Consider the following 9,638-nt stretch of genomic DNA (forward strand, 5'->3'; position numbering starts at 1 on the left):
CCACAACAACAACAACAACTTCAACAACAACTACCACTACAACCACAACAACTACTACAACAAGTGCAACTCTCACTACTACAAGCACTACAAGCTATATTAGCGAGACTACAACAACTACAAGCTTCCCCGGAGGAAATACAGATAGTGTTACCAAATGGGGAGACGCTAACTGTGATGGCGGCGTCGATCTTGCAGACGCAGTAATTATTCTCCAGTCCCTCGCAAACCCGAATAAATACGGCCTCTCCGGCACGGATGAGCACCATATTACCGAGCAGGGAGCCCTCAACGGCGACGTTTACGAGAACGGAACGAACCTCACCGCAAATGATGCTCTGAGCATTCAGAAATTCTGTCTGAACCTCATAAAAGAGCTCCCTGAAAAATAAATAACTAATTCATAATCAAGAAATAAGAGGAAACCTGTTTCCTCTTATTTTTTTTACCTTTTTGTAAAATGTGTACAAATCTTTAAGAAGCCCATTAGGGAAATACACGAAATTCCAGAAAACTATTTACTTTTTTTTTTCGATATAATATAATATGAATGATGAATAGGCATCGGTGCAAGCTCCCGTCGGGAGAGCCTATTTTTCGCGGATTACAGACGGTATAACCGCAATGTTTGCACTGGCATTGCGTTATAAATTATATCTTACAAAATATCAGGGAGGGTATTCAAATGCACAAGAAAAATTTCAAAGCGGTTGTAAGCAGCCTGATGGGTGCTTCAGTTATCGCTTCAAGCCTTGCTGCTCTCGTTCCTATGAATGCAGCAGCCGGTAACTGTCTTGGACAGAACGACTTCGATGATGGAATCGGTCTTCCTTGGCATATCTGCGTAACTAACCCCGCAGAACAGTCTTTCACTATCAGCGGCGGTACTTACAACTGTACTATCGTTAACCCCGGCGGAAAGACCCGTGGCGGTGACTCCAGATGGGACTGTCAGTTCAGACACAGAAGTCTCCACATTGAGTCTGGTCACTCATACAAGATCCACTGGGAAGTAGACGCTTCCAGCGAGGGTGAGCTCCATACACACATCTCACAGCTCAGCGGTGTAGGCGGCGTATGGCAGAACAACTCAGAGCAGTGGTCACAGGGCTGGAACAACGTTAAGATCTCCAAGGGTAAGAACGAGTTCGACAGCTCATTCACAGCTGCTGAGACTATCGAAGTTGCTGAGTGGGCATTCCACTACGGCGGATCAGGCCCTTACCAGTCAACTGACTGTTTCCCTGAGGGAACAACCCTTAAGTTTGATAACATGTCTCTCGAGTGCGAGACCTGCGGAAGCTCATTCAAGGACGAAAAGTCAACTCCTTGTCTCTGGGATCCCACAAACGAACTCGGCGTTATCACTCCTAGAAGTGACGTAAGAATCAACCAGGTTGGTTACTTCACAAACGCTCAGAAGCTTGCTACTTATGCTACAAGCGAAGAAAAGTCTGCTGTTAAGTTCTCCGTAAAGAAGGGCGGCACAGAGGTTTACTCAGGAACAGGTAAGGTTGTCGGCTATGATAAGGATGCAGGCGACTACTGCCAGATCCTTGACTTCTCAGAGGTTACAGATCCCGGTACTTACACTATCGAAGTTGATGATACAAGCAATACATTCCTGAACAAGAAGACTCAGGAAACATACAAAAAGTACATCAGCCATGAGTTCAAGATCGGTGACGATGTTTATGACGGTATCCTCACGAACGCTATGAACTACTACTATCAGAATCGTTCAGGTATGGATATCGAAGAGACTTACATCACATCCTACAATCCTAAGGACGACAAGAGCAAGCTCGCTCATAATGGTGGTCATGCTCCTTCAGATATGGCTTATGTTCAGTCTGAGTGGGTTAAGTCCTACGGACAGGAATTTGATGGAGACAAGACATACCAGATTGACTGTGTCGGCGGTTGGTACGATGCTGGTGACCACGGTAAATACGTTGTTAACGGTGGTATCTCTGTATGGACTCTCCAGAATATGTACGAGAGATCTGTTGCTCAGGGTACAGATTCCAAGTGGGCAGACGGCAAGTCAATGAAGATCCCGCAGAGCTACAGCGTTGGTAATATCAAGTTCGACGGCACAGGTACTCCTGATGTTCTCGACGAAGCAAGAGTTGAGCTCGAGTGGATGTTCAACATGATCGTTTCTTCCAAGGATTCAGCTTGGAGCGATTGTGAAGGTTTCGTTTACCACAAAATGCACGACCACAAGTGGACAGGTCTTGCTACAAAGCCTTACGACTACCAGAAGGAGTGGGGCACAACACGTATAGTTAAGCCTCCGACGTATGCAGCTACATTCAATATGGTAGCTTGTGCTGCACAGGCTGCACGTCTCTGGAAGGGCATAGATGATTCATTCGCTGAAAAGTGCCTCAAGAACGCTAAGTCTTCTTGGGAAGCTCTTATGGCTAAGAAGTCCAAGTGGCAGGGCAAGGACGGCTCATGGAAGACCGATCCTCAGTTCGCTCCTCTTGATCAGGCTATCGGCGGCGGCGGATACGGCGATACTTATGTAGACGACGACGCTTACTGGGCAGCTTGTGAGCTCTTCTCAACAACAGGCGACAGCGAGTACTATGACTTCCTCAAGAGCTATAAGAATATCCACGACGGCGACGGACATGATAAGGCATTCGATATCACCACAAGCCTCGGCGGCGGTGAGAACAGCGGTTCATTCAGCTCATTCAACTGGGGCTGTACAGCTGGTCTGGGTACTCTGACTCTTCTCCTCAGCGAGAATACATCTGCTGATGATCTTGCTACGATAAAGACAAATATCCAGAAGTGTGCCGATTCATATATCGACTTCGAGAACAGCTCATCAAACGGTATGGGTATTCCTTATAAGGGAACAACATTTACCGATGATATCAACGCTCCTGGTGAAGTTATCGAGGGTTATGAGTGGGGTTCAAACTCATTCGTTATCAATAACGCTATCGTTATGGCTTATGCTTACGACGTATCAGATCACGATATGAAGTATGCAAACGGTGCTGTTTCAGCTCTCGACTACATCTTCGGACGTAACGGTCTCGGCTTCTCATTCGTTACCGGCTACGGTACATATCATTCAAACAATCCTCACCACAGATACTGGTCTTACGAGCTTGACCACGAGTTCCCGATGGCTCCTTCAGGAGTTATGTCAGGCGGTTGTGGCGCAGGCCTCCAGGATCCTTATGTTGGCGGTCTCGGCTACCAGAGAGGTAAGACAGCTTCACAGAAGTGCTTCGTTGACTCTATCGAGGCTTGGTCTGTAAATGAGGTTACTATTAACTGGAACGCTCCTTTCGCTTGGGCTATGTCATTCTTTGAGGATGAGGCTGCAAACTTCAACAAGAGCGGCGGTCAGACTACACCACCCAAAACTACAACCACAACTACAACTACAACTACGACTACATCTAAGGACACAACAACAACATCTACCACCTCAAATGGCGGTACTACCACTGTTACTAAGTGGGGCGACGCTAACTGCGACGGTGATATAGATATGTCAGATGCTGTTCTTATCATGCAGTCACTTGCTAACCCGAACAAGTATGGTCTCGGCGGTACAGACGCTAAGGCTATCACAGCTCAGGGTCAGGCTAATGCAGATGTAGATACAGGCAGTGCAGGAATCACCGCTAACGATGCTCTTCGCATCCAGGAATTCCTCCTCCACAAGATCTCATCACTTGATCCTACTAAGTAATTCTTAGTAATCTTTATCAATAAAATAAAGCGGCGCTTCGGCGTCGCTTTGTTTTTAAGGAGGCGGTATTCTGTCTAATATACTTGATTATCTAGACTGGAGAGGCGATGTCCCCTTCTCTGCCGATCCCTTCAATGAGATCGATGGAATGATACTGTCGCAGCTCTGCTACGTTAACCTTGAGGGAGTCGTTTCAGAAAGCTTCGGCGAGGAGACAGAAATCCCCGAAGCTTACCGCAAATACAGACCTGATGATGTCGACGTAAAAAGGAGAATACTGACCTTTGATCAGGACAATATCCTTTTCAAGAAGCTGTCAGAGTCCAAAAGGTTCAGCGGCACTACCTTACGGGGCTTTATATGCTCTGTGGAATCTAACGAGGATATGCAGTTTTCCGCGCTCACATACCGCCTCGGCGACGGTAGCGGCTTTCTAGCCTTCCGTGGCACCGACGGCACTGTTGTGGGCTGGAAGGAGGACTTCAACCTCAGCTTCATGCCACAGACCGCAGGTCAGGAACGTGCGATAGACTACCTCAACACTGCCTTTGTGGACGGTGAAGCCCCTATACGACTCGGTGGTCACTCAAAGGGAGGTAATTTCGCTATATACAGCGCTCTATACTGTACAGAAAGCATACGTGACCGCATTGTTAATATCTATTCCTACGATGGGCCTGGCTTCCGTGATGAGGTTATAACCTCTGAGGTATATAACAGTATCCTCCCGAAGATAAAGTGCTTCATACCTCAGGTATCAATAGTTGGTATGCTTCTGGCAAACTCCTCTGAGCCGAAAATAGTGAAGAATACTGCCATCGGTCTCAAACAACACTACGCCTATAACTGGGAGCTGAAGCGCAACCGCTTCCTGCTTACCGACAAGCTGAAAAAGTCGGGAGATGTGATAAACAAGGCTATATCTGGTATGCTGGAGGAGTTCAGTGACACTGAAAGAGAAATATTCACTGAATCACTCTTTGAGATACTTCAGGCTCCTGACAAGGAAACTCTGAAGGAGCTGAACAAGCTGAGGTCATATCCAGCGATAATAAAGGCTATATCAAAGCTAAAGCCAGAAAATCAAGCGGTAATGAAGGAAGCCTTCCGGAAGATCGCCCAGAATGGCAAAGGCGCTTTCTTTAAATGACAAAAAGGCTTCACGAAATATCCGTGAAGCCTTTAAAATTTACTGTTAAAAATCAGACACCGTACTTAGCTGTAGCAACAGGAACACCAGGTCCCATTGTTGAGGTAACTGTGCAGCTCTTAAGGTAAGTACCCTTTGCAGCAGCAGGCTTAGCCTTAACAACAGCCTCCATGAGTGTGTTGAAGTTCTCTTCGAGCTTTGCAGCGCCGAAAGAAGCCTTTCCGATAGGACAGTGAATGATGTTTGTCTTGTCGAGACGATACTCGATCTTACCAGCCTTAGCCTCTGTAACAGCCTTTGCAACATCAGGGGTTACTGTACCAGCCTTGGGGTTTGGCATAAGACCACGAGGTCCGAGAACCTTACCGAGACGTCCAACGAGTCCCATCATATCAGGTGAAGCGATAACAACGTCGAAGTCCATCCAGTTTTCCTTCATGATCTTGTCAACGAGATCCTGACCGCCAACATACTCAGCACCAGCGCCCTGAGCCGCCTCATACTTGTCTTCCTTGCAGAATACGCATACACGAACAGTCTTACCTGTACCGTTAGGGAGAACAACAGCGCCTCTTACCTGCTGATCAGCGTGTCTTGAGTCAACGCCGAGACGGATATGAGCCTCGATAGTCTCATCGAACTTAGCCTTTGCGTTCTTGCAAACGAGGTCAAGAGCCTCTGTGGAATCATACTGCTTTGCATAATCAACAGCCTTTGCGCTGTCAACATATTTTTTGCCGTGTTTCATTATATTTCCTCCTATTTAAGTGGTAATACCGGGAGCTTATAGCTTACCCGATTAGCGGAATTTTCCTCCCACCAATAGAACTCTGAACGGGATAACCTGTATCCCACTTCATCATTCAAAAATTTGATCAGTCAACAACTACAACGCCCATTGAACGAGCTGTACCAGCGATCATGCTCATAGCTGCCTCAAGTGAACCTGCATTGAGGTCAGGCATCTTTGTCTCAGCGATCTTCTGTACCTGTTCCTTAGTGATGTTTGCAACCTTGGTCTTATTGGGAACTCCCGAACCGCTGTTTATGTTGCAAGCCTTCTTGATGAGGACTGCTGCGGGCGGAGTCTTAGTGATGAACGAGAATGAACGGTCTGCATAAACAGTGATAACAACAGGGATTATCATACCGATGTCGTTCTTTGTTCTCTCGTTGAATTCCTTTGTGAATGCCATGATATTAACGCCGTGCTGACCGAGTGCCGGACCAACAGGCGGTGCAGGAGTAGCCTTTCCTGCTGCGATCTGAAGCTTAATGTAGCCAACTACTTTCTGTGCCATGTATTCGCACCTCCATAAATGTGGTAAATGGCGAGGCAAGAATTATTTTACCTCTCCCACTGAATCCATACTTCGGATTCTTTTTGACCTGAATTAGTCCTCCACCTTGATTACCTGACTTACAGGCAATGTAGTGGGGGTTTCACGACCGAACATAGAGACAAGAAGGTCTACAGTACGATCGTCGAGATTGATATTCTGAACAACGCCAATAAATCCGTCCATAGCGGTACCCGAGATACGCACATTATCGCCGACCTTAAAGTTAACGGTAACGGTATCAGTCTCAAGACCGAAGAGCTTCTGTACCTCCTCCTCTGAAAGGGGGGTAGGCTCTGAAGCCGGACCAACGAAACCTGTACAGCCTCTGGTATTTCTTACGACATACCACGAATCGTCGTTCATAATCATTTTAACGAGAACGTAACCCGGATAGGTTTTTCGTTCTACTTCCTTTGTTTTGCCGTCTGTGATCTCAGTAGCTTTTTCGGTAGGAACTCTGACCTCTTGGATAAGTTCATGAAGCTTGCGGTTTTCTACGACCTTTTCAATATTCTGAGCTACTTTATTTTCATAGCCTGAATATGTGTGGATTACATACCACTTAGCTGCTTCTGACATAATGCTCCTCCTGATCTCCTAATAAATTAACCTGCGTTGTAGATCGAACGCAGTGCTGTGAGAAAGCCCTGATCTATCAAACCGACGAGGATCGCTGCTGCAACGATAACGCTGACAACGACAGAAGTGTTATTGATAACTGTCTTCTTTGTCGGCCAGACCACCTTTTTGAATTCGACTTTGAGGTCCTTGAACCATTTGATGATCTTATTGTCCTGTTTCTTTTCGGACTTTTTTTCCGAAGTTGTATTCTTAGCCATAAAAATACTCCTTCCGATTACTTTGTTTCCTTATGAAGAGTATGCTTTCTGCAGAACTTACAATGCTTCATCATTTCGATTCTGTCAGGGTCATTCTTCTTGTTTTTCTTGGAAACATAGTTGCGCTGCTTGCACTCTGTACAAGCTAAAGTAACCTTTACTCTCATATCGGCACCTCCTGAATTATTACTTCCTTTGTTACCAAAGGTAGGTTGTTTGCCTCCCTCGCACGGGGACAAAAAAATAAACCCCCAACGAGGTACTGATATTATAACACATATAAATATAAAAGTCAAGCCTTTTTTGAAAGAAAGTTTTAGTTTATAATGCTTAATACTTAGCAGGAGCGGATATTATCCGATACAGCCTTTGATGAACACATAATATCCTCCCCTAAAAAAACTGACATGGCAGTTCTATATGGCTTATTATACTCCCAAAAGCCCTAAAAGTCAACCTAAACTAAAGTCAGCGTTTATGTCACGGGCGGCATTCCTTTAGTCACAACGCAGTTATGCCAATACCGACACGGATATGCTCCGCCGCCCTGCTAATCACTAATCTCTAATAGCTTGTGGACGGCAGAACGCAGTCTGCACATGGCTATTGACTTTCAGTCAGTAAAGGTATATAATAAATAATGTATATGCTTGTGAAAGCTGCACAGAATAGCTTTGGGGGTGTATACATTGTCAGACGGAAAAAGCGGCGGTGCACCCGCCGAAGAAATGCTTGACGAAGCTGAGCTTATCCGTGAGAATGGACAAGCCATAACAAGAAATTCAAAGCACCTGATACACTGCCTATCAGTTATAGGGCAGATAGAAGGGCACTATGTTCTTGCCGAGCAGAACAAGACCACAAAATACGAGCATATAATCCCGGCTCTCGTCGCTATCGAGCAGGACAGGAGCGTTGAGGGACTTCTCATCATAATCAATACCGTCGGCGGTGACGTGGAAGCTGGTCTTGCCCTTGCGGAACTTATCGCAGGCATGAAAACTCCCACTGTATCACTAATAGTCGGCGGCGGACATTCCATAGGTGTTCCTCTTGCGGTAAGCGCTAAACGCTCGTTTATTGTTCCCACAGCTTCAATGACTATCCACCCTGTTCGCATGAATGGGACTGTCCTCGGTGTACCTCAGACTCTCTCATACTTTGATAAAATTCAGGACAGGATAGTACAGTTCGTCACAAAAAACAGCAATATCACCGAGAAGGACTTCCGCACTCTGATGATGAACACAGAGGAGCTTGTCCTTGATGTGGGAAGCGTTGTTGAAGGCGAAAAAGCCGTAGAGTTAGGACTAATAGACAGTATTGGTAGTCTCTGCGACGCTATTGACTGTCTGTACGATATGATAGAAAATACAGAAAAAAGATATGCGGACTGACCGCAGCTGTGCCGATACGCGTTTTTTTGCGTAGAAAATGTGTTATCATTATGGTACAGCTACATAGAACAAAACGGAGGCATATATGGCAGAAGCAAAGAAAAAAAGCACGGCTTCAAAGTCAAAGAAGCCGGAAGCTCCCAAAAGGGAGCCGATAAGCAACGCAAAGACAGCTCCACAGAACGAGAGCAATCAGTTCTGGTCGATACTGCTCTTTGCACTGGGCGTACTTACTGCCCTGATAACGTTTATACAGGGCGACAAGGGCTGGCTTGCGTTACATAAGTTCATGCGCGGCACCTTCGGCATAGCAGCCTTTCTTATACCAGTAATACTCATATACACCGCAGTAAAGCTGGGAAGCGAGCAGACCAAGAAGGATCTCAGCAGCAGAGTGATATGGTGTATCGCAATGATATTCCTTATAAGCGCCGCATTCCAGATATTCGCCGTGGGGCGTATACCGGGAAGCGGTATTAGTGGTCACGTAAAATGCCTCTACGACAACGGCGCGGAGCTGAAAAGCGGCGGCGTAGCCAGTATGGTGATAGCAGGACCTCTCCTTAAATTCTTTGGAAAACTTGGTGCAAAGCTCTTTGCCCTTGTACTTTTCTTCGTATTCGGTATGCTCCTTTCCGGCAGAGGACTGATAGAGTTCTTGAAACTCCTTGCAGCTCCCTTCGTATTCATAGGCAGATGCTTCAACGGCTTGCAGAATATGCTGGTAGGCGGAGAATTTGTGGACGCCTTTGATGATGACCTTGACGATGAAAAGGAAAAGAAAGACTTCGACGCAGATCTTGAAGCTATAAATATTGCAAATACCCGTAAATCGAGGCAGAAGCCCTCGGAAAGAGCTGCTCAGAACAAAAAAGACGTTGAGGCTCTCCCTGACGGATTTTTCCTTGATATCCCTCTTCCCACCGACCACCTCATAGTACATGACGGCTACGGAGATGAGGAGATCGGTCCGGATATAGACATAGACATCGAGCCTGCCCCTGCGGAAAAGCCGGCGGCAGAACGCAGAACAGCTCCAATAATCGAGGAGAACTATATCCCCGAGGAGGAAGAACAGTTCTGGGGCAGTGCCTGGAACCTGCTGCTGCCGGTGATCGTTCTGGCGGCGGCTTCCCTGGCGGTGCGGAGCCTCCATATCGGGTCCTTCACCATGGACAGCGC

Annotated in this window: 9 protein-coding genes and 1 pseudogene; 5 read left to right on the plus strand and 5 right to left on the minus strand. The window is 46.5% G+C overall.

Translation table 11 applies throughout. The features are described from left to right. The 3 genes and pseudogenes from J6U00_RS07360 to J6U00_RS07370 form a co-directional block, all read left to right on the plus strand. Positions 1-392 (plus strand): annotated as a pseudogene (locus J6U00_RS07360) (glycosyl hydrolase family 9, cellulase); the annotation flags it as partial. Between the two features lie 293 nt (positions 393-685). After that, positions 686-3,727, plus strand: a complete 3,042-nt coding sequence (locus tag J6U00_RS07365) for a glycoside hydrolase family 9 protein (protein WP_296580617.1) — start codon at positions 686-688, stop codon at positions 3,725-3,727. A gap of 148 nt (positions 3,728-3,875) precedes the next feature. Continuing rightward, positions 3,876-4,877, plus strand: a complete 1,002-nt coding sequence (locus tag J6U00_RS07370; protein WP_296580619.1) for an Mbeg1-like protein — start codon at positions 3,876-3,878, stop codon at positions 4,875-4,877. A gap of 52 nt (positions 4,878-4,929) precedes the next feature. Here J6U00_RS07370 and rplA read toward each other — a convergent pair whose 3' ends face one another. From rplA to rpmG, 5 genes are all read right to left on the minus strand, one after another. Continuing rightward, positions 4,930-5,625: a 50S ribosomal protein L1 gene (gene rplA / locus J6U00_RS07375; RefSeq protein WP_296580622.1), complete on the minus strand. Its 696-nt coding sequence runs from the start codon at positions 5,623-5,625 to the stop codon at positions 4,930-4,932. Between the two features lie 127 nt (positions 5,626-5,752). Continuing rightward, positions 5,753-6,178, minus strand: a complete 426-nt coding sequence (gene rplK / locus J6U00_RS07380; RefSeq protein WP_019680811.1) for a 50S ribosomal protein L11 — start codon at positions 6,176-6,178, stop codon at positions 5,753-5,755. Between the two features lie 93 nt (positions 6,179-6,271). Then, positions 6,272-6,799: a transcription termination/antitermination protein NusG gene (nusG, locus tag J6U00_RS07385; RefSeq protein ID WP_296580624.1), complete on the minus strand. Its 528-nt coding sequence runs from the start codon at positions 6,797-6,799 to the stop codon at positions 6,272-6,274. A 26-nt stretch (positions 6,800-6,825) separates the two neighbouring features. Continuing rightward, the gene (gene secE, locus J6U00_RS07390) at positions 6,826-7,059 is read right to left on the minus strand and encodes a preprotein translocase subunit SecE (RefSeq protein ID WP_296580627.1); all 234 of its coding nucleotides are present in this window, start codon (positions 7,057-7,059) and stop codon (positions 6,826-6,828) included. Between the two features lie 17 nt (positions 7,060-7,076). After that, positions 7,077-7,226, minus strand: coding sequence for a 50S ribosomal protein L33 (rpmG, locus tag J6U00_RS07395; protein WP_009984160.1), 150 nt, complete (start codon positions 7,224-7,226; stop codon positions 7,077-7,079). A 561-nt stretch (positions 7,227-7,787) separates the two neighbouring features. Between rpmG and J6U00_RS07400 the strand changes: the two genes are divergently transcribed. Then, positions 7,788-8,456 carry an ATP-dependent Clp protease proteolytic subunit gene (locus J6U00_RS07400; RefSeq protein WP_296580631.1) on the plus strand — a complete coding sequence of 223 codons (669 nt, stop codon included), beginning with the start codon at positions 7,788-7,790 and terminating at the stop codon, positions 8,454-8,456. A gap of 85 nt (positions 8,457-8,541) precedes the next feature. Further along, a partial coding sequence (locus J6U00_RS07405; RefSeq protein WP_296580629.1) for a DNA translocase FtsK 4TM domain-containing protein occupies positions 8,542-9,638 on the plus strand: 1,097 nt, incomplete at its 3' end.

The sequence above is a fragment of the Ruminococcus sp. genome, from assembly GCF_017650195.1.
GTDB lineage: Bacteria > Bacillota > Clostridia > Oscillospirales > Ruminococcaceae > Ruminococcus.

What these genes read in the sequence shown, in the direction of transcription:
- J6U00_RS07365 (WP_296580617.1), top strand. Translation starts at nt 686, where the DNA reads ATGCACAAGAAAAATTTCAAAGCGGTTGTAAGCAGCCTGATGGGTGCT.
- J6U00_RS07370 (WP_296580619.1), top strand. Translation starts at nt 3,876, where the DNA reads ATGATACTGTCGCAGCTCTGCTACGTTAACCTTGAGGGAGTCGTTTCA.
- rplA (WP_296580622.1), bottom strand. Translation starts at nt 5,625, where the DNA reads ATGAAACACGGCAAAAAATATGTTGACAGCGCAAAGGCTGTTGATTAT.
- rplK (WP_019680811.1), bottom strand. Translation starts at nt 6,178, where the DNA reads ATGGCACAGAAAGTAGTTGGCTACATTAAGCTTCAGATCGCAGCAGGA.
- nusG (WP_296580624.1), bottom strand. Translation starts at nt 6,799, where the DNA reads ATGTCAGAAGCAGCTAAGTGGTATGTAATCCACACATATTCAGGCTAT.
- secE (WP_296580627.1), bottom strand. Translation starts at nt 7,059, where the DNA reads ATGGCTAAGAATACAACTTCGGAAAAAAAGTCCGAAAAGAAACAGGAC.
- rpmG (WP_009984160.1), bottom strand. Translation starts at nt 7,226, where the DNA reads ATGAGAGTAAAGGTTACTTTAGCTTGTACAGAGTGCAAGCAGCGCAAC.
- J6U00_RS07400 (WP_296580631.1), top strand. Translation starts at nt 7,788, where the DNA reads ATGCTTGACGAAGCTGAGCTTATCCGTGAGAATGGACAAGCCATAACA.